The 19,596-nt window shown below is 34.4% G+C and carries 17 protein-coding genes; 11 read left to right on the forward strand and 6 right to left on the reverse strand.

All coding sequences use genetic code 11. The annotated features are described in order from the left end of the window. Positions 1-649 precede the first annotated feature (649 nt). From ASG01_RS07285 to ASG01_RS07300, 4 genes are read left to right on the forward strand one after another with little or no spacing between them, the layout of a single operon-like run. Positions 650-2,059, forward strand: coding sequence for an ATP-binding protein (locus ASG01_RS07285; RefSeq protein ID WP_055862265.1), 1,410 nt, complete (start codon positions 650-652; stop codon positions 2,057-2,059). Further along, positions 2,056-4,710: a Z1 domain-containing protein gene (locus ASG01_RS07290; protein ID WP_055862267.1), complete on the forward strand. Its 2,655-nt coding sequence runs from the start codon at positions 2,056-2,058 to the stop codon at positions 4,708-4,710. The genes ASG01_RS07285 and ASG01_RS07290 overlap by 4 nt, the downstream gene beginning before the upstream one ends. Beyond that, positions 4,703-5,647, forward strand: a complete 945-nt coding sequence (locus ASG01_RS07295; RefSeq protein ID WP_157844180.1) for a PD-(D/E)XK motif protein — start codon at positions 4,703-4,705, stop codon at positions 5,645-5,647. Before ASG01_RS07290 ends, ASG01_RS07295 begins: the two co-directional genes overlap by 8 nt. 10 nt (positions 5,648-5,657) lie before the next feature. After that, the gene (locus ASG01_RS07300) at positions 5,658-7,700 is read left to right on the forward strand and encodes an AIPR family protein (protein ID WP_055862271.1); all 2,043 of its coding nucleotides are present in this window, start codon (positions 5,658-5,660) and stop codon (positions 7,698-7,700) included. Between the two features lie 14 nt (positions 7,701-7,714). Here the strand turns inward: ASG01_RS07300 and ASG01_RS07305 are convergent, their stop codons facing one another. Next, the gene (locus tag ASG01_RS07305) at positions 7,715-8,836 is read right to left on the reverse strand and encodes a DNA cytosine methyltransferase (protein WP_082498315.1); all 1,122 of its coding nucleotides are present in this window, start codon (positions 8,834-8,836) and stop codon (positions 7,715-7,717) included. Positions 8,837-8,986: 150 nt separating this feature from the next. Between ASG01_RS07305 and ASG01_RS07310 the strand changes: the two genes are divergently transcribed. Genes ASG01_RS07310 through ASG01_RS16390 form a run of 4 tightly spaced genes read left to right on the forward strand, consistent with a single transcriptional unit; the run spans position 8,987 to position 10,081 of the window. Further along, entirely contained in the window at positions 8,987-9,292 is a 306-nt protein-coding gene (locus ASG01_RS07310; RefSeq protein ID WP_055862273.1) for a transposase, read from the forward strand. Then, positions 9,279-9,668, forward strand: coding sequence for a hypothetical protein (locus ASG01_RS07315; RefSeq protein WP_055862275.1), 390 nt, complete (start codon positions 9,279-9,281; stop codon positions 9,666-9,668). The genes ASG01_RS07310 and ASG01_RS07315 overlap by 14 nt, the downstream gene beginning before the upstream one ends. A 44-nt stretch (positions 9,669-9,712) precedes the next feature. Continuing rightward, positions 9,713-9,850, forward strand: a complete 138-nt coding sequence (locus ASG01_RS15975; RefSeq protein WP_157844181.1) for a hypothetical protein — start codon at positions 9,713-9,715, stop codon at positions 9,848-9,850. Between the two features lie 6 nt (positions 9,851-9,856). After that, a complete protein-coding gene (locus ASG01_RS16390) occupies positions 9,857-10,081 on the forward strand; it encodes an integrase core domain-containing protein (RefSeq protein WP_082498316.1) in 225 nt (74 codons plus the stop codon). A gap of 300 nt (positions 10,082-10,381) precedes the next feature. Here ASG01_RS16390 and ASG01_RS07325 read toward each other — a convergent pair whose 3' ends face one another. The 5 genes from ASG01_RS07325 to ASG01_RS07340 form a co-directional block, all read right to left on the reverse strand. Then, complete coding sequence (locus ASG01_RS07325) at positions 10,382-12,652, reverse strand: DEAD/DEAH box helicase (protein WP_055862279.1); 2,271 nt, start codon at positions 12,650-12,652, stop codon at positions 10,382-10,384. Then, complete coding sequence (locus ASG01_RS07330) at positions 12,649-13,587, reverse strand: DUF1837 domain-containing protein (protein WP_055862281.1); 939 nt, start codon at positions 13,585-13,587, stop codon at positions 12,649-12,651. Before ASG01_RS07330 ends, ASG01_RS07325 begins: the two co-directional genes overlap by 4 nt. Before the next feature lie 281 nt (positions 13,588-13,868). After that, positions 13,869-14,666 (reverse strand): DUF2971 domain-containing protein, encoded by a 798-nt coding sequence (locus ASG01_RS07335; protein ID WP_055862283.1) that lies wholly within the window; start codon positions 14,664-14,666, stop codon positions 13,869-13,871. A 198-nt stretch (positions 14,667-14,864) separates the two neighbouring features. Next, positions 14,865-14,990, reverse strand: coding sequence for a hypothetical protein (locus ASG01_RS16295; RefSeq protein WP_262483863.1), 126 nt, complete (start codon positions 14,988-14,990; stop codon positions 14,865-14,867). Positions 14,991-15,114: 124 nt separating this feature from the next. Beyond that, positions 15,115-15,408, reverse strand: a complete 294-nt coding sequence (locus ASG01_RS07340) for a helix-turn-helix domain-containing protein (RefSeq protein ID WP_055862285.1) — start codon at positions 15,406-15,408, stop codon at positions 15,115-15,117. A gap of 818 nt (positions 15,409-16,226) precedes the next feature. Between ASG01_RS07340 and ASG01_RS16185 the strand changes: the two genes are divergently transcribed. From ASG01_RS16185 to ASG01_RS07350, 3 genes are all read left to right on the forward strand, one after another. Further along, the gene (locus ASG01_RS16185) at positions 16,227-16,745 is read left to right on the forward strand and encodes a TonB-dependent receptor plug domain-containing protein (protein WP_238584518.1); all 519 of its coding nucleotides are present in this window, start codon (positions 16,227-16,229) and stop codon (positions 16,743-16,745) included. Beyond that, on the forward strand, positions 16,705-18,948 hold the full coding sequence (locus tag ASG01_RS07345) for a SusC/RagA family TonB-linked outer membrane protein (RefSeq protein WP_238584519.1): 2,244 nt from the start codon (positions 16,705-16,707) through the stop codon (positions 18,946-18,948). The genes ASG01_RS16185 and ASG01_RS07345 overlap by 41 nt, the downstream gene beginning before the upstream one ends. A gap of 54 nt (positions 18,949-19,002) precedes the next feature. Next, on the forward strand, positions 19,003-19,596 hold a 594-nt coding region (locus ASG01_RS07350), incomplete at its 3' end, for a RagB/SusD family nutrient uptake outer membrane protein (RefSeq protein ID WP_185097228.1).

The raw sequence follows: 19,596 nt of genomic DNA on the forward strand, positions 1-19,596 counted from the left end.
AAACCTACCTTTCGGTGTTAAACATTTGATATATTTGGATGTTTTAATCTTATTTTTTTTAGAGGAATAATGTATTTAATAAAAAAGGTGACTTATATATACAGGTAGATTCAGATATACAAAAGTTCCTGTTATCTTGCTTAAGTTATACTTCATTATTGACATAAATAACTTACGATACAACCCAATAATGTTGTTTAAGGCAAAAATTCGGACCTTGTAGTAGTGATGTATTCGAATCTTTATCGAAGAGATTTTATTAACGAATGAGCTTCTAGAATCGTCTCTTCGGACATCACGTTCAAACGGTACAATGACAATTTCGTTAATAGATATTTTAAGAGGATTTTTAAGTAATTCAAAAAATTATTACTAGGATCTCAGGAATGAATGGCTAAATATCTACTTATGCTGCATTGTATAAAAAAGTATAAAGTCCTCATTGAATCCTCTATCAGTTTAGCGAGCTAGTTTAAATTCGCCTATTTTAAATAAATGAAAATTAATATAATAATCTAATCGATTTTATAAACAATTTATTTAATATTACCTTAGTAAATACTATTGCGAACAAATATCTTTTCAAAAAGTTGTGATCTTAGGTTATTAAAAATATTGTTATATTAAAATATTTTTTTAAATTCTTAATATGAAGGTTGAAACTGTACGTCCAAATGTTGGTCATTTTCTAGAATCTCTTAGAGAAATAGGTTATTCAACCGAAGTAGCTGTAGCGGATTTAATAGATAATAGTATTTCTGCTGAAAGTTCCGAAATTAAGATATATGCTAGGACAAATCCTAGTGTTTCTTTTGCAATCTTAGATGATGGAAATGGAATGTCTGAAAAAGTGCTAGTTGAAGCAATGAGACTTGCTAGTACAAATCCTAAAGATGAACGTAGCAGAAATGATTTAGGCAGATTTGGATTAGGACTCAAAACAGCTTCTTTTTCGCAATGTAAAAAACTTACTGTTGTCACTAAATTTAATGGAGCGATTTCATGTCGTCAATGGGACTTAAATTATATTTCAGAAAAAAATGAGTGGTTATTAATTACTCCTCAAGATTATACTGATTTTCCTCTGTATGATGAGTTTAAAAAATTATACAATGGAACATTAGTCGTGTGGGAAGAGATTGATAAAATTCCATCATCGAATTTTGCAGAAATGATTGAAAAATTAAGAAAGCATTTATCGTTAGTCTTTCACAAATTTTTGGAGGGTCAAGCACCTTTAAAAAAATTAAATATTCTTGTAAACAATAATCCAGTTAAAGCATTCAATCCTTTTAATATAAATCACCCAGCAACACAACAAATCACATCTGAGAAAATAAACATATACGGCTCCAGTGTTTTAATACAACCATTCATACTGCCTCATCATGCAAAAATATCACAACAAGAATACGAGCTTTATGCTACCGAAGAAGGATATGTAAAGTCTCAAGGTTTTTATCTGTATCGACAAAACAGAATAATAATCTACGGAACGTGGTGGGGTCTTCATAAAGCAGTCGATGCACACAAACTTATTAGAGTCAGAATAGAAATTCCAAACTCTATGGATTCTCATTGGGGCATCGATATTAAAAAATCGATGGCTAGACCAGCTGAAATTATAAAATCAGATCTACGCAGAATTATTTCTCAGGTAATTGATAAAGGTGCAAGGCCATTTTCAGCAAGGGGAAAAAAGATTGATGATAAATCAATAATTCAATTTTGGGAAACATTTCCTGTAAAGGAGAATTTTCGCTTTGCAATAAATCAGAGCCATCCATTATTTATAAATCTAATGTCTAGCCTTGATGATTACCAAAAAGAAAAGCTAAAATATTATTTAAACGGAATACAGGCATACTTACCGTTAGACGCTATCCAATCAAAATTGCAGACTGACCCTCATTCAATCAGGCAAGAAAGTGCTTTGACTGAAGATGATATCAGTAAATTACTTATTATGCTTCAAGAGTCAGGTTTAAGTGAGAAATATAAAGAAGAATTATTAAAGACAGAAATTTTTAAAAATCGACCAGAAATATTTAAATCATGAGTACTATAACGGGGTATTTAGCTATAAAAGAACATATTTCCAATAATCTTAAGAAGATTGATGGGATTTTACCGGAAAACAAAATTGAAGAAGAAGTAAACAATACTAAATTGGTACTAGCCCAAATTGGATATGAAATGTTTGCAAAGGTTATTTCAGTAGAATCTCTGCCTGAATTGGAAGAAGATGATTGGAAAAGAATAATACGCGAGTTAGAAACTCATTTCGATGTAAAAATGGAAGCGGGTATTCTAATTCAAGGTGCTGAACAACAAGAACGTGACAATACTTGGTGGACAGGTGTTGAAAAACAACTAAATAAAAAATATTATTGGGAAAGGTATAAAAACCATATTTCAACTTTCCTACCCACGGATGTTGTCAGAGCAATTGATACAGATACAGACATCGTAATGAATAATATTGAAAATCCTATTGTTACACATTTTTCAAGATACGGTATGGTGGTTGGACACGTTCAATCAGGTAAAACGGGTAATTATTCAGGATTAGTTTGCAAGGCTGCTGATGCAGGATATAAATTTATCGTTGTCATTGCAGGTGGAATGAACAATTTGAGAAATCAGACACAAGAACGTCTAAACGATGCTTTTGTTGGACAAACCAACGGTGTACAAGTCGGTGCAGGAAAAGGAGATTCAGATAAAAATTTAACTCCTTACAGTCTTACAACAGTGTTAAGAGATTTTAATAGACATGATGCAGATAGGGCTTCACAAGGGATTAATTTTGAGACAATAAGTGTACCTGTTTTAATTGTTATTAAAAAAAATACTTCAACACTAAAAAGTGTTATTAGCTGGTTAGAAAAACAATATAAAAATAAAGTAGCCGACCATGCAATGTTAGTTATTGATGATGAATCCGACTATGCATCTGTAAATACTAAAGATAAAGAAGACCCTACTGCAATAAATAGTGGAATAAGAAGATTACTAAATCTATTCTCACGTGGTGCCTATGTAGCTTATACTGCAACACCATATGCAAATATCTTTATAGACCATGAAGCTGAAAATGAAAATGTCGGGCGTGATTTATTTCCAAAAGACTTCATATATGCGCTAGATGCACCAACAAATTATTTTGGAGCTCGAAAAATTTTCTTGGATACCAATGGAAGACACTTGATTGAAGTGACTGACAATAACGATGATTTACCAGCAGGACATATTAAGGATCTTGAAGTAACATCAATCCCAAATAGTTTAAAAGAAGCAATACAAGTATTTCTATTAAATATTGCTGTCAGAAGTCTACGCGGTTATGCAAATAGTCATAACAGTATGCTCGTTCATGCAACACGTTTTACAGCAGTTCATCAAAAAATTGCAATTAAAATAACAAATTACCTTCGTAGTCTACAAGAGGATGTTATTGCTTTTGGTAAACTCTCAGATGCGAAAATTCAAAGTTACAATATACAGGCTTTATGGAATACATATAATCAATACTTTAATCAAAAAGAGTTTTCATGGGAGGAGGTTATAAGTGTCTTAACTGACCAAGTTGGCTTAATATTAATCCGTGAAGTGCATCAGAAAACAACAGTCCCGTTAGAGTATAGAAAAGATATTTCAACAAATGCAATAGTAATTGGTGGGACAAGTTTAGCTAGAGGATATACACTTGAAGGACTAAGTGTAAGTTATTTTTTAAGAAATACTGTGTTTTATGATACTTTAATGCAGATGGGAAGATGGTTTGGTTATAGGTCTGGTTATGAGGATTTATGCAAAATTTATATGCCTTATGACAAAATTGTTGATTTTGCGGAAATAATTACTGCAACCGAGGAACTATTGGAAGATTTTCAAATAATGGCTGAAAACAATATGACTCCAGAGAAATTTGGACTAGCAATCAGACAAAACCCTAATAGTGCATTACAAATTACAGCAAGAAATAAACAAAAAAATGTTCGGGAATTTAATTATTCCATGAGACTTGACGGGAAAGCAAAAGAAACCAGCGTATTAAGTTCAAAAGCTGATGAAGTTGCAACAAATATCGAATCTATTAGACAACTTGTAAATAGTTTACCTACTGGATTTGACAAAATCAATAATCATTTTTTATGGAAAGATATTGACAGTCAAATAGTATTAGGTTTCTTAAAAAACTTTGTTACATTTCAAAATGACCCTTTGGGACTGACCGCGAGAATGCCTATAAGTTTTATTAAAAAATATGTTGAAGAACGAGTTATTAACTGGGATATAGCACTTTATAGTGGACAAGGTGAAATATTTACAGTTAATTCAAATATATCTTTAAGAAAAGAAAAGCGTAAAATCATTACCAAAGCCGATAATAACTATGAATTACAAAACAGACAAGTATCTTCAGGAAATGCCGAATCTATTTCTTTAGAAGAAAGTGAAAGAAAAGTAGTTGGAACTAATAGAATTGAAGCACGAAGAATTATGAAACGTCCTCTTCTTATGTTGCATATTATTGAGCCAAATCCTGAAATTTCATCAACAACGGATAATGCATTAGCTGCTTTTGGAGCAAGTTTCCCTGGCGATGTTTTAAGCGATACAGAAACTATAACACTAAAAATAAATACTGTTTACTATAATAATTTACTTAAGGAAGTGGAAGAAGAAAATGAAAGTGATGACTGAAAAACTATTGAACCCATGGCTAAACATGCTACCCGATTCAGTTCGAAGAGTAAACTCTGAAATTATTCACAACTTATTTTGGATGATAGACCAAGATGGAAATTATGGATTTTATTTAAAGACCACAAAAGAATTTAAGAGTACTGAAATTGATATTAGACTACGAGGTATTTCATTGATAAAAAGAAATTACGAAAATTGTGGTGAATTATTTTTAATTCTAAATAGACAAAATGATTGGGAACTCTTCTTTTCAGTATGCAAAGATATAATCTCTATATGCGTAGCTTACCCCAATAATGAGGAAATGGTTGTTGCGGTCGAAAACAGACTTAAGCGCTGGCAGGCATTTTTAATGCAGAATACAGAAATTTCATTATCCTTAATGATGCAAATGGGCTTATTTGCCGAATTAATGTTTTTAAACAATATACTTATTCCAAGAAGAGGTGCAGCAGCAGCTATAACGGCATGGGGTGGTCCAGAAGCTGATAGACAAGATTTTTCTTTGGCAGACATATCTATTGAAATAAAATCATATAAAACAAGTAGAAGCCCTCAAGTTAACATTTCTTCAACTCATCAGTTATTTACAGATGTCAAACCTTTATTTTTAATTGCTTATGGCTTGACAGAAGCTGGAAATGGACAATCAATCGCAGACCTTATTAGTGAATTAGAAATGTTGATTTCTTCTGAGTCTATCAGTATAATTCAATTATTTGAACGTAAATTAATTGAATTTGGGTATATGCCGGGAATGACTTACGATGTTATGTATAAATTTACTGTCGATAGTTTGCGAGGATTTATTGTTGAAAAAGATTTCCCAAGGATATTACCACATCAAACTTCTCCTGAAATAATTTCAGTAAACTACATTATCGACCTTCAGCTTTGTACTAGGTTCGAATTAGATGTGAATAAAATAGCATAATTTAAATTGTATGGTTAGTCTTGAAGAATTTCATCAGTATTTTACACAATCTATTCTTAGTGATGCAGAAAGTCGAACATTGTTACGTCCACAAGCATTTTTCGAAACTGTGTGCGAAGACTTAGTTTCAATTGGTGATTTGACTAAAAATTATACTTACGCAGAATATATAAAAAAGGGAACGGAAGCATTTGGATATGATTTCGACGAAGAACGAGGAGCTTTAACTATTCTGAACCACCAGTATTTTCAGGATGATGAAATACAGACGTTGACAAGAACGCAATTAGATTCGAAATTCACCAGAATGAAATCGTTTTTAAAAAAAAGTTTTGAAGGATTTTATTCCCAGATGGAAGAAACATCAGATGCCTATTCTATGGCATATAATTTAAAAAAGTATCACGACAAAAATCAAATTTTAAAAATTAGGTTAATGTTACTGACGGATGGACGAGTAACAAGAACGCTAACAGATATTTCCTCCGAAACCTTTTTAAATATTCCTACTGAATTCAGACTTGTCGATATTGAATACCTCCACAAAATATATTCGTCTGCAAGTGGTATAGGTGAATTTGAAGTCAAAGTCAATTTACCATACCTTAAAATTAATCAAGAGAGTGATGCTTATCAATCGTATTTAGCTGTAGTAAGCGGGAGTATGTTGGTTGATATATACGAATCATACGGACAAAAGCTCTTCGAGCAAAATGTTAGAACATTTCTTCAATTCCGAGGTGCAGTGAACAGAGGTTTACGTAACACTATTGAAACGGCACCCGAAATGTTTTTTGCATATAACAACGGTATTACAGCCACTGCTTCCTTTGTTGAATTTGGAGATAATGGTAATATAAGCATCATTAAAAATTTTCAGATAGTGAATGGCGGCCAAACTACCTCAGCAATATATGCAGCTAGTAGAGTTTCCAAAATTGATGTTTCAAATGTTTCTGTTCAAATGAAATTATCAGTTGTTAAAGAATCAAATAATCAAGATGAATTTGTTTCGAAAGTAGCTGAGTATGCAAATACTCAAAATAAAATCAATAACTCCGATTTCTTTTCTAACAGTCCATTTCATAAAGACATGAAAGACTATTCTACTAGAGTGTTTGCACCGGCAGCAGAAGGTTCTCAAAGAAGAACTCATTGGTATTATGAAAGAGTTAGAGGTGAGTATCTGAACAATCAGGCGTATCTTTCTGCTTTTAATAAAAGGAAATTTGTTCTCGAGAATCCGAAGCATCAATTAATTGATAAAACCTTACTTTCCAAAGCTGAAAATTCTTGGAATCAAAAACCTGATATTGTTTCCAAAGGTGCACAGGATAGTTTCAAAAGATTTGCAGATAATATTAGTGAGATATTAGAAAACGATAATTTAGCGATAACAGAATCATATTTTAAAGATGTTGTAGCGAGAATTATCATGTTCCGTACTATAGAACGACTAATTACAAAATCCGCATGGTACGATGGTGGTTTCAGAGCCCAAACTGTTACCTATAGTATGGCCTATCTTTCTTTTATCATTAAAGAAATGGGGTTAAATTTAAACTTTATAAATATTTGGGAAAATCAAGCAATACCGGGATCACTGTTTAAAATGCTCGATTTAATAGCTGAAAAAGTATATTTTAAAATAACGTCGCCACCTGCAGGATTTGCTAACATAAGTCAATGGACAAAAAACGCAAAATGTTGGGAAAGTGTAAAAGAATTGAAAGTCGAATTTAAAAATTTAGATTATTCTCTTTTCGTAGACAATCAAGAAATTAAATACATCCAGAAAGAAGAGAAAAAGAAAAAAGTTGTCGATACAGGAATAGAAATACAAATTAAAGTTATAAATACTCCAATCGAAGCTTGGAAGAAGCTTAGTAGCTATTATTCAGCTGATAAATCTGAATTAAAATTGTCCAGTATGCATGCAGATATTTTATTTAAAATGGCAAGCGGTAAAATCCCATTGCCTTCCGAAAGACAATCAGCAATATTATATAATCTCAAAAAAGTAGCGGAAGATGAAGGATTAAAACTTACGTAATTAAAAAAAATCTATTAGTTATCAATTGCTTGTTCATGCTGTAGCTTAATTGTTTTAAAAATGGCTTCTGCTAATAATGGTGGAACTGCGTTACCTATTTGTTGTTGTATATGAGATAATGTTCCTTTGAAAATAAAATTATCCGGAAAACTTTGAAGTCGCGCTGCTTCTCTAACCGATAATCCCCTGTCTTCAAAAGGATGTATTAACATATTTTTTCTATAGTTAGAAATAACTACTGAAGGTATTGTTGAATTTAGACGTTTGTAAATACCACTATGGCAATTATTCTTATCTGTATAATTTTGCATCAATTCATCTGGAATGGCTTTCCAATTTTGACCTTGTCTAATATGCTTGTATCTTTCCAAAACGTAATCTCTATTTCTTGATACAAAATTTTGAAATGATATAGTTGAATTTTTTCTCATCAACTTGGCGTAATCACTTGATTCAGATGCTTTTTTTGAATAAGAAAGTTCGTTAATATTGTCTCCATTTTTAAGTGATGGTAAATCTGAAATAGCATCTTCAACTGAAACTTTATAATCAAATTTTTCTGGAAATTTAAAATCAATCCCTAATCGGTTACCCACCATAATAAAACGATTTCTATGTTGAGGTACTCCATAATCTGAAGCGTACATGACTTTTTCAGTAGATGTATACCCTAAGTTAGCAAATAGATCCTTTATTTTTCTGACAGTATTTCCTTTATCAAACGTTGTAATACCTTCAACGTTCTCAAATAAAAACCATGATGGTCTGAGCTCGTCTACAAATCTCAAAAATTCATAAAAAAGAAAATTATTCTCATTTTTTAATGATCTTGTTTTGGTATTGGATGTAGAGAAACCTTGACACGGTGGTCCACCAAATACTATAAAAGGTTTGTTTTTTAAATGTTCCAATGGTTTGATAGAGCAAATATCTTGACATAAAATTTTAGCTGTAGGATGATTTTCTTTAAAAGTTTCAGCTGCCGCAGAATCTTTTTCAATTGCCAAAGTAATTTTAATACCTGCATTTTCTGCTCCTAGACTTAAACCTCCTGCACCACAAAAGATATCTACAGCATCTAAACTTTTATTAATGTCGAGTTCATTATTTGCAGTCTCATTATATTTGTGTGTCATCAAGAAAGAAATAGATAGAGTGTAATTGCAAAAATATAAAAAAATACACAGAAATTACTTTAACGTAGAAATACATTTGTTGTAAGCTTCCCCAAAAACAGTACGGCTCAAAAGCATAAAAATTATTAACTTTCAATCGTAATAAAGACAATGAAAAAGAGCGCATTTAGTCCTGCAAATATTGCATGTGTTTTAAGAGAGTTTGCCCGCGGCCGCAGTGCCGATGAACTGGCAAGGGAAAAGGGCATCAGCACTGCTACTTTATACAAATGGCATCAGAAGTACAACGGGATGGAAGGGAGTGAACATAAGAGTGTGAAAGAGTTGGAAGAAAATAGTGCCCGTCTCAAGCGGATGTACGCCAATTTGGCGATGGAACTTGACGTTGTAAAGTACAATATCGAAAAAAGCTCTAAAGCCTTTTCGGAAGCGGGAGATTGTCATGGAGATCCATGAGCACAGTCCGAAGGATTCCGGCAAGGCTTTACGCGTCCTTAAATCACGCAGAATTAGTTTTCGATACCGCTCACCGAAAGATGATTCTAAGGTGATGATGAAGCTGGAACAACTCACTCAAAGCCATCCGCGAGAAGGTTTGTGGAAATACTATTACCCGCTGCGCAACCGGGGTGAAAAAATCAATAATAAGCGGCTGCACCGAATCTACAAAGAAATGAAACTTTCCTTGCGTCGAAAGGTAAAGAAGCGCCTTCCTGCCAGAGTAAAAACGCCGTTAGAAGTGCCGGAAATATCCACTCACACCTGGAGCATCGACTTTATGAGCGATGTGATGTGCTCTCAAACGGTAGAAAGTTCCGCGGTTCTAATGTGATTGATGATTATAAGCGGGAAATTATGCACATTGAGGTAAACAGTATGAAAAGTTCGCGAGTTATCTGGATACTGAACCATTTGATGAACCGCTATGCAAAGCCTGGAAAAATCCGCATGGGTAATGGTCCTGAGTTTATAGCGAATATCGCTGGAGTCTGGAGTCTGGAGCCTGGTAAATGAAATAAAATTTGCTTACATCCAGCCTGGCTAACCCACGCAGAATGCCTATATCGAACGCTTCAAAAAAACCTACAGGAATCCTATCCTGGATGCCTATATTTTGAAAGCCTGGATAAAGTTAGAAGTATTACTGAGGAATGGATAAAAGATTACAACTACGAACGGCCCCACGATTCACTGAACGGGCTTGCACCTGTGTTGTGCAAAAAATGGACAGAAATCGCAGACTAAGGCCGCCGCTTTTCTTGACCGCTTTTCCACATCAGACAATAATAGAGGAAAGATATCAAAAAAAAATTCTACTTTTAAACCGTACTAAAGTTCGGGAGCTTACAAAATTTTAAGGATGATTTTTATTTTCTTTTTTGTTTAACTGATTATTTTTTTTTAAAAATTTTGTATTCATCATTGTCAAACAAATCATTTTCTCTACATATGAACTAAATAGTCTACAATCTGAAACTGTGTACATACTTGTTAAATTATGACTTCACTTCAGTAAGTAGCTCTCATTGGCTATGAGAATATTTCTTATGTTTCTTTTAGTTTGTTCTTTTCGTATTCAATAAAAATGTTGTTATTATATAATTTACTATTTCTGATAATTTTTATCACTTCATCTTGTGAGATATCATGTGCTATTAATTTCTCAAGTTTGCGTATTGCAGAACTAGGGATTCCAAATTCGGATAAAATTGCTAAGTTTTCCCTTAAAAATTCATTTTCTATTAGATTTGAATAATAAGTGTAATTTCCAGGTTTTAAACCTTTTTCAGCACACACATATTCTTGAATTGAATTTAACACAGATAACCATTTTGGAATTTTGTATTGAAACCAGTGTTTTTGAATTTGAAAATTAGTCATGATAACTTCTTCTAAAATATCTTGCTCCGAAAATACAGAATATCTTTTCCCAAAATTAAACATGTTCGTATTGATTTCTCCATCTTCCGAGTTTATGTGTTTTTTGTAATATTCAACTGATTTAATAATATAATCAATATCATTAGATATTACTCTACCTAAGCTCTGGTGTAATCCATAGTTAAAGGTTTTATTAATAAGTCTATTAATTCCTAATGACTTCGATTCACCTTTTTTCAGTAAGTATTTCCATCCTAAATTTAAACAATATTTTAGTTGTTCATACTCTGGAGTTCTATTCCAAGAGATTAAATGATATTTACTGGATATATCATCTCTTATTGCGTCAAAAATGCTTAATTGACCATCAACTTGAACTCCATTTCTTTTGATGATTCCCTTTTCTTCAGATGGAATTTTCTTTATTTTTTTATATTGGGTTGAATCAATATCTTTTATTTCATTTTCATCTAAGTGTATCAAAATTTCATCTGAAATAGGATTTTGTTCAAAGAAAGGAATATCAATTAGAATTTGTTCATTTGGAGGAATGGGGTTAAAATTGTAAATAGTTCCCGTGTAGTGGATCATCAAACGACCAGCACGTCCTTTTATATTTGAATAATCAAAATAATCTATTTTTGTATTTACTCCTTTTGTGCTATCAAAAAATATAATATTTTTAGCGCTAGTATTTACTCCTTCAATAATTGTAGTAGTGCAAAAAAGAAAATTTATCTTTCCTTTATTAAAATAGTCAATTATTGTAGTTGTAATATGCTTTTGTAATGCACCGTCATGAATTCCGATACTGTTTTTTAATAAGGATATTAAACTCCAATCTTCAGATATGTTTTGACTAATCCATTCAACAATGTCCAAATCAGAATTTGTTCTCTCAATATTTTTATTAAGTATAAAATTACAAAATTTTTGAGATAAATATCTGACTCTATTGGGTGAGGAACAGTATATTATCGACTGCTCATCAGAATTTTGCAACAGTAATTCAAATAGTTTCTTCTCTTTTACTAAAATTGCCTCCTTGTAGCCATCTTTACTGTGGTGAGTCGTTTTATCAAAAATTTCCTTATTTGAGGTATATAAATCAATCGTTTTAACATCAACAAGTGAGGATTGTGTTTTATAAAATATTGCATTATATTTTTCTTCAAATCCTATTGATATACCATCAATATTTGGCCCTAACAAGTAAAATTTACTTTTAAAAGTTTTTAAAATATAGTGAAATGCATTATTCAGGGAATCCGCTCTTTCATCATCCCTTTTAGAACTAAGCTTATAAAACTCGTCAATAATAATTAAGTGTACATCGATAAATTCTTTATATTCATTGACTCTTTCTGCTGTAAAAAGGTAAATATTTCCTTTTTCTATCGAAGTAACTTGAGATGTTTTTACAATCAGCTTATAATTTTCATCATACTTTTTCAATTTTCTACGTGTCTCATCAAGTAAAGCAAGTGTAGGCTGGATTATTACTATATTTTTAAACCTTTTTGAAGCGACAAATTCTTCAATTAATAAGCTTTTTCCAAAACTAGTAGGAGCACTAACAATGACATTTTTATCAGAATTCAAAAGAGACAACAAATGTTTTTGGTCTTCATGTAAAAACTTATTCAAATTATCGGAATGATGATAGACTTGCCGTATTAATGCATCAGTTGAATCCAAGGGTAAATTTTCCTTTTCAAGATAAGGGTAGAAGCCGACAGCTTCAATTAAATCAGTTAATATTAGATTTAAATTCGTGTCAAATTTATTTTTCTCGGCAAGAATGTTTACTACTAATCTTTGAGCTGTAATCTCATCCTCAATAATTAGCTCACTACATTTTTTATAAAGAGTGAATGTCTCTTCGTAATTGAAACTGTCTTTAGACTCTATTTCTAAAAGTAAATCTTCTATCATTCGCCTAATTGTTGTATTAATGAAAGTTTATTATGCAAACCTTTAACAAGTTCTACTTTATTTTGAACGGGAAATAAAATTAGTATTATATTTAGTTTTGATTTTAAAGCGTGATTGTTATTATCATCAAAATATGTCTTTAACAATCGCATTTCTTTAATGTATTCGTCTATAAAAACATGATTATTCTCATCTGTGTGAGAAGTAAATAAATCACAATGATACGTACATAATAGCGGAATATTAATCGTATTTAGTTGTTCAACTAACTTCTTTGATTTACTTATTAAATCTAACCAATAATCTTTATCAGGAATATTATCTATTTGGGTAAGCTTTTTCGATATAAGCATAAATTCAGAAGTTAGATAATCACTTTTGAAGTGTTCTTCAATATCTCTAATTAATGCTTTTAAGCCGGCTTTTCCACTTGTATACAATTTAGATTCTCCCACCCAAAGTGTTTTTGTAGTGGGCTCTATATGTACTGCGTCAAATCCATGTACGGCATGCCCTAAAGAATCTTTAAAGTAAACTTTTGATAATAATGGAATTGTATTATGAAAGTCCCTAAGTAACAAATGTAAAATTAATTCTCCAAACTCTCCACGTCGTAAAAATTTATCTTCTACGTCGTCTGTAATTGATCCATTGTTTTCATATAGATCTTTGACTTTTTGAAATGCATCAATCTTATAAATGGATTGAGCCGCTTCAATTAACTTAGAATATGTTTTTGTATTGTCTGTAGAATCACCTTCATGAAAACCAAATGCAAACTCTTGGATTACATCACACAATTTTTGAATTAGCGGGTTTAATCTATATTGAGAAATACCTTTATCATCAATGTCGAAACCAACAAGAAAAGTACTTAACCCTGTTTCATTTATTTTATGTGTAATTATATTTTCTGAATTGAAGGGTGTAGCCATAGTTTAGTTTAAAATGTCACATAATGAAAAACTATTGTTATATTTGGGCATCACATTAAATGACCGGTTAGCCATCAAAATTAATTTAGTGCTTTTTTCAACAACCAAATTACAAAGACTTTTTCATTATCATTTACAGTTTTCCATAAACAACAAAAATAAAAATCACCATATAATTATTAATCAGTGTTTTTACTGAATTTATCTGGCATTTAGAAAGTCTAGTAACATTTTCTAAAGCAGAAATCCCAACTCTGGACTGCAAAAAAAAAGATCTAATATTAAATAATACTGTTATAGTCAATTATCTGTACATGATCTCCAACATTAGTTTTTACTGCTTCTATAATTAGATGTCTATTTAAATCAGTAATATTTTTTCCTAGTATTACACTGTGAAATGCTTGTTTTGGAAGTTCTATTTGTCTATCACTTCTTGATGCTCCATTAAACCAAAATTTTTGGGTTCTATATTCTTTTTCAAATTCCCAATCTTTAAGTTTATGATAAACCTGTTTATATCTTTGAGTACCTCTATCCATAATCGGATCAGGCATAATTATGGGCAGAGTATCTACATATTCTACTTTTCCGCCTCCACCAAGTGATTCAAATAAGATTCGGGAATTATAACCGATGCAAAAGCCAGTGTGATTATTTGCATATTTTACCCACATTTCCTCAAGTTTGTTTTCTGCAGTTAAGCATAGGATACCAATTCTTTTAAAATATTCTTCAAAATAAATTTTTTCATTTTCAGCGTTAATCTTTTTACTCTTATATTCTTTTGCTTTAACAAAATCTCTTATTTTGTTTCTTTTCTGTTGCCTGTTTAAGCGTTTTCCTGACTGATTTTGTAGTCTTTCATAGAAAGCATAGGCTTGCTTTGCACTCATTAGATCATATCGTATCGGAATCTTGCAATCAAGCTTGTCTTCAAATTGATCAGGAGAAGATAGATAAACTTCACTATTAAGAATGAATCTACGATTGTTTATGTTGTCCCAATCACGGTATTTATATAAAATATCAGAAAATTCAATATCATTAAGTGTTCCTATATTAATTTGTGGTTTCATTAAGTATTAGTTTTTAATAAACTGAAGTAGAATATTTTATCAGTAATTATAAGCTAATTATTCGTAAAAATGAATTAAAAGAAGAAGTACTTAAACAATGTTCTTTTCGCTACTATAAAAATTTTGTAAATAAAGAATAACTCCCAACTCTCGTAAGGATTTATCTCAGAAATAAAGTTTTCATCTCGAAAATCTAGCTTATTTTCCAAGATACTTCTGAAGTGCTACTACAGAGGTTCCAACAGTTTTAAATGTTTCTTTCAAACGTTCTTTGGTAAAACCAATTTTTTTGACCAGTATTCTTGTTCCCAACTTTCGTTGCATCTTGTGGTCTTTTTTTACTTAAATCGGCGCTCATAATATTTTTTTTGTTAATAAAAGTAAAGGTAAACAGGTTTGGTTTGACATCCTTACGGTTTTCCGTAAAACAAAAAAATCCCAACTCTCGTCAGAATTTTTTCTTCTTTTTCGGTTCCGCTTTAAGGATATTATTTTCATTCATATAAATGGCAAAATCAAATTTTAGAGCGAAAAGAATTTGTGGTTCAATGCCGGCAGCTAAAGATATTCTTACCAATGTTGAGAGTTTAGGAATATTCTCCTTGTTTATTAGTCTATAGACTTGTTTCCGATCAACATTAGCGGCGGCGGCTAAATCAGCGATATCAATATTTTTCTCCTCAATTACTAGTTTTATGTAATCTGCTATTGCAATAAAATATTTATCATCAATATATTTCATTGAATAAAAGTGACATATTTGTCAAAATTACCATTGACAAATATGTCACATATGAAAATTATTGTTATATTTGTAAAATAAGTTACAGAAATGTAACTTTGCGATACTTCAAAGAAAAATAGAAGCTATTGCTTAGAATCTCGACTTGAAAACTGGTACTTTAAAAGCAGCGAGAGTATAAGTAAGCGGCTCACGACCTAGGCGTGGGTCTCTTCCTCTTATCTGTTGCACGGTATACCAGTACCTCAAGTCTGATAAAGTAGAGTTCCATGCCGTTTTGTTTTTATGCTGTTCGATTATTCTTCTTAGATCTAAGCCTGCTTCACCTTATAGAGTATCTTGACATGATACAGTAGGGTGTACAACCTATTGCGGCTTTTAAAGCTTACACGGGACTTAATTTCATTCATATTTTAATGGCTTTCCGGTGCCTTTTGGTTATCGATCTGGCTTTACTATGTCATTTTTTTGACTGGGAGGCATTCAGGAAAGTTTTTGTTTTCAAATACATGAATTCGGTAGTAATGATATAGAAGAGAAATGGAATCAGTTGGGTTTTGATCAGAAAAAAAGCCCTTTCCCCTTAGTTTGGAGACTTGGGAAAGAGCAATTCTGTTGAAATCGTTTAATTAAAACTTTACAAAACTATGAAAAAATCCTATACTGCTATAGGAAGTATGGGTCTTGCTTTGGTGTTAACCGCCTTTTGCGGTTCACTGCAGGCGCAGACCAAAACCGTCAGAGGCAGAGTTACTGCTATTGCCGATAGTACGGCTATTGCGAGGGACACCGTGAAGACCAATGCTATTGAGGAAGTGGTGCTGAATGCGGGCTACTATAAGGTTCGCGATAAGGAGCGTACGGGGAGTATTGCAAAAATCTCTGCAAAGGATATTGAGAACCAGCCGGTGACGAATGTGCTTTCCTCTGCTCAAGGCAGGATGGCGGGTGTTTCGATTATCCAGAACTCGGGGGTTCCGGGAGGTGGGTTTGATATCCAGATCCGCGGGAAGAACAGCATCCGGCGGGAGGGGAATGAGCCTTTGTATATTATCGACGGGGTTCCGATTGGTGCTGAAACGCCTTCTCTTTATACGGCAACGATTCTTCCGTTTTCATCCATCAATCCGCTTAATTCGATCAATCCGAATGATATTGAGAGTTTCGAGATTCTGAAGGATGCCGATGCTACGGCTATTTACGGAAGTAGAGGTGCGAACGGGGTGGTGATTGTGACGACGAAGAAAGGAAGGAAGGGGAGAACGGATTTTAAGAGGTGCGAACGGGGTGGTGATTGTGACGACGAAGAAAGGAAGGAAGGGGAGAACGGATTTTAAGATCAATTCGTCGTATGCTTTAAGTTCTGTGGCGAACCGTCTTCAGATGATGGATACGCAGCAGTATCTTGCTATGAGAAAGACCGCATATCAGAATGACGGGATCACCACGATTCCTGCGATTGCCTATGATCTGAATACCTGGGATCAGAATAGGTATACGGACTGGCAGAAGGAACTGATCGGAAGGACTTCGGATGCTTCTGTGGTGCAGCTTTCGATAAGCGGCGGATCGGATAATGCCTCATATCTTATTTCTTATGGTCATCAGGAACAAGGGACGGTTTTTCCGGCTGATTTTATGTACAGGACTAATAACATTACAGGGAACTTTACTTTCAGAAGTCCGGATAAGAAACTGGATCTGAATATGAGCAATTCGTTTTCTTTTCAGGATAATAATGTTCAGAATGAGGATCTGACGAAAAGGAGTCTTACGCTAAGCCCGAATGCCCCGGCACTGTATGATGCTGCCGGGAATATCAATTGGGAAAACAATACGTTTACGAATCCCGTTGCCGGCTTTAAGAGTGAATACCTGAACAGTACGGTGTTTATCAACAGCGGGACGAATGTCACCTATAAATTGTTTCCGTTTCTTTCAGTGAAACTTAATGGCGGAATTACGTATCAGAACTTTGAGGAGCTGAGCCTGAAGCCGCATACGATGTTCAATCCGGCATCGGGGCTGACGAGTGCAAATTCCAATTCTTCGAGGAACAACAGTACTACCTTTTCGTATTTGCTGGAACCGCAGATCGCAGCGGATTACGGCTGGAAAGACCACCGTTTTGATATGCTGATCGGAACGACTTTGCAGCAGTCTGAGACGCGGCAGGGTTCGGTTCAGGGAATCGGTTTTGAGAGCAATGCCCTGATTGAGAATCTGGGCGCTGCGAAAACGAAGGTGGTGTCTGACCAGGTTAAAAACCAGTATTTCTATACGGCTGCTTTTGCAAGGCTGAACTATCAGTATAAGAAAAGATATATTATCAACCTGACCGGAAGGAGGGATGGGTCGAGCCGGTTCGGTCCGGATAACCGTTTCGGGAACTTCGGGGCGGTGGGAGCGGCCTGGCTTTTTTCGGAAGAGAAATGGCTAAAGGATCTTTCATGGCTGAGTTTCGCGAAACTTCGCGGAAGCTATGGGACAACGGGCAGTGACCGCATCGGGGACTACCAGTACCTGAATACGTTCAGTGTGACATCGAATATCTATAACGGTATTACGGGTCTGTCACCTTCGCGTCTGTACAATCCGAATTTCAGCTGGGAGAAGACGGTGAAGAAAGAGGCGGCTATTGATCTTTCGTTACTGAAGAACAGGATCAGCATGACGGTGGCTTACTATGATAATACGTCGTCGAATCAGCTGGTCGGGATTCCGCTTCCTGCGACGACAGGGTTTTCAAGCATTCAGTCGAATCTACCTGCAAAAGTTCAGAACACGGGTTGGGAGTTTGAGACTTCCTTACAGGTGCTTAAATCTTCTGCTTTGAAATACAGTACTTCCTTAAACCTGACGGTGCCAAGGAATAAGCTGCTGGAATTTCCGGGTCTTGCGGGATCTACGTATACGAACCAGTTTGTGATCGGGTATCCGACATCTTTGGTGAAGGTTTACCAGTATGAAGGGGTTGATCCGGCGACAGGGATGTATAAGTTTAAGGATTTTAATAGTGACGGAAGGCTGACTTCGCCCGATGACAATCAGGTGATCGAAAAGATCGGGGTGAACTTTTTTGGTGGCTGGTCGAACAGCCTTCAGTATAAGCAGTGGTCGGCATCCTTTCTTTTTCAGTTTGTCAAGCAAAGAAATTACAACTACAACAGGCAGATGCTGATTCCCGGTAATATTACCAATCAGCCGGTAGAGGTATTGGATGCATGGTCACCGACAAATACTGATGCTGCGTATATGCAGTACAGTTCGGGGAGCAATGCGCAGAAAAATACGCTGCACAGTCTGTTTCAGAATTCGACGGCTGCAGTTGGGGATGCTTCATTTATCAGGCTGAAGAATGTTCAGATCAATTACAGCATTCCGGTCCAGAAATTTGGGATCAGGGAAGCGATGTTGTATGTGCAGGGTCAGAATCTGCTGACGTTTACCAATTACTTTGGGCTTGATCCTGAGTTTCTGCTGACCGGTTATCTTCCTCCGCTAAAAACCTACTCGTTGGGATTCCAGCTTACTTTTTAACACAATACTTATTTAGAGATGAAAATAGATACTATATATACTAAAATGATAAAGATGGACTTTATGAAAAGTCCGATGATCAGCCGTAAATCAGGACTGAAGTTGATGGTTCTGGGAATGGCACTCGCAGCTGTGGTTGTTCCGGTTTCCTGCGAGAAGTGGATTGAGACGGACTTTCCTAATAACCAGCTTCCGACGGAACTGGTATTTGAGGATGAGCAGACGGCGGAAGCGGCACTGGCCGGACTGTATGCCAATTTGTGGAATAATTCGCTGCTGTCCGGAGGTGCGGATGGTACGGGCCTCCTGCTGGGAATTTATACGGATGATATTGCCAGTGTCTATCCTCCCGGAAGTAACGGTATTGTGGACCTGTATCTCAATCAGCAGATTCCTACCAATTCCGTGGTGAGTAATGTATGGACGAATGCGTATCAGCATATTTACGCAGCCAACAGTATTGTGGAAGGCGTACGCAAATCTGCTTCTCTGTCGCAAGCTTCAAAAGACAGGATAACCGGGGAAGCTTTGTTTGTCCGCTCGCTGCTGTATTTTTATATGTACCAGATCTATGGTGAGATCCCGTACACTGATACAACAGATTACCTGATCAACAGCCAGCTTTCCAGGATGCCGAAGGATCAGTTT

This window comes from Chryseobacterium sp. Leaf180 (assembly GCF_001424585.1).
GTDB lineage: Bacteria > Bacteroidota > Bacteroidia > Flavobacteriales > Weeksellaceae > Chryseobacterium.